The following is a 1,292-nucleotide window of genomic DNA, read 5'->3' on the forward strand; positions in this document are numbered from 1 at the left end:
GCCCCCTCCTACCGGAGCTCCGTTGCCCTCTTCGACATCGACACGCCCACTCCGCCGCGTCCTTGACACCCGGCCGCCGCAGCTAACTACATGGCTTTGGGCCTAGACCGTCACCGGGCGGCTGTCGGCCCACGCCCGCTCCAGCACCTGCAGCAGCAGGTCGGCGGGCTGGGCGCCGGCGGCGCCGTACCTGCGGTCGACGACGAAGAACGGGACGCCGGTCGCGCCGAGCTCGCGCGCGGTGCGGATGTCGTCGAGGACCGCGGGCCGGTACCGGTGGTCGGCCAGCGCCGCGCGCACCTCGGCCTCGTCCAGGCCGGCCTCGACCGCGAGCGCGGCCAGGGAGTCGACGTCGAAGACCGACCGCCCCTCCTCGAAGTGGGCGTGCAGCAGCCGCTCCTTCACCTCGCCCCGCAGGCCGCGCTCGGCGGCCAGGTGGATGAGCTCGTGCGCGAGCAGCGTGTTGCCGCTGATGCCGTGGACCAGGTCGTAGTGCAGGCCCTCGCCGGCGGCGGTCTCCTCGACGTGCCGCATCGTCCCGCGCATCTCCTCGACCGAGCGGCCGTACTTCGCGGCCAGCGCCGGGAGGGTCTCGTGGGTCTCGCCCTCGGGGATGCTCGGGTCGAGCTGGAAGGACCGCCAGACGACCTCGACCTCGTCGCGGTGGGGGAACCGCTCGAGGGCGGCCTCCAGCCGGCGCTTACCGATGTAGCACCACGGACAGACGACGTCGGACCAGACCTCTACGCGCACGGACCGCACCAACCGCGGCGCGGTCCGTGCCATTCCGGCTAGCGGATCCCGACCAGGTCGACCACGAAGACCAGCGTCGCGCCGGGCTTGATGACCCCGCCGGCACCGCGGTCGCCGTAGGCCTTGTGCGGTGGGATGGTCAGCCGGCGCCGTCCGCCGACGCGCATCCCCTGGATGCCCTCGTCCCAGCCCTGGATGACCATGCCGACGCCGAGCCGGAACTCCAGCGGGTCGCCGCGGTCCCAGGAGGCGTCGAACTGCTCGCCGCCGTCGTGGGTGACGCCGACGTAGTGGGCGCTGACCAGGTCACCGGCCTTCGCCTCGGGCCCGTCGCCGACGGTGATGTCCTCGATCACCAGGTCGTCGGGGGCGGGGCCGAGGCGACGGCCGCGGCCCTGCTTAGCTCCCACTCTGCCTCTTCTACCCTCCTGCCGCTGCCGCCGACCCCTTCCGTGTAGCGATCGGTCGTCTCGTTACCACCACTCAAAAGCTCCCCTTTTACTCCGTCTAACCCTACAGTCCTTGATCCTAGTACACTC

At 71.7% G+C, this 1,292-nt stretch carries 2 protein-coding genes; both read right to left on the reverse strand.

What is annotated here, in order from left to right:
* Window positions 1-102: 102 nt before the first annotated feature.
* Entirely contained in the window at window positions 103-753 is a 651-nt protein-coding gene (locus CNO22_RS27095) for a DsbA family oxidoreductase (protein WP_198588647.1), read from the reverse strand.
* 38 nt (window positions 754-791) lie between these two features.
* Window positions 792-1,163 carry an FKBP-type peptidyl-prolyl cis-trans isomerase gene (locus CNO22_RS27100; protein ID WP_100502309.1) on the reverse strand — a complete coding sequence of 124 codons (372 nt, stop codon included), beginning with the start codon at window positions 1,161-1,163 and terminating at the stop codon, window positions 792-794.
* Between the last annotated feature and the right edge of the window lie 129 nt (window positions 1,164-1,292).

It is taken from the genome of Geodermatophilus chilensis (genome assembly GCF_002802985.1).
Lineage (GTDB): Bacteria > Actinomycetota > Actinomycetes > Mycobacteriales > Geodermatophilaceae > Geodermatophilus > Geodermatophilus chilensis.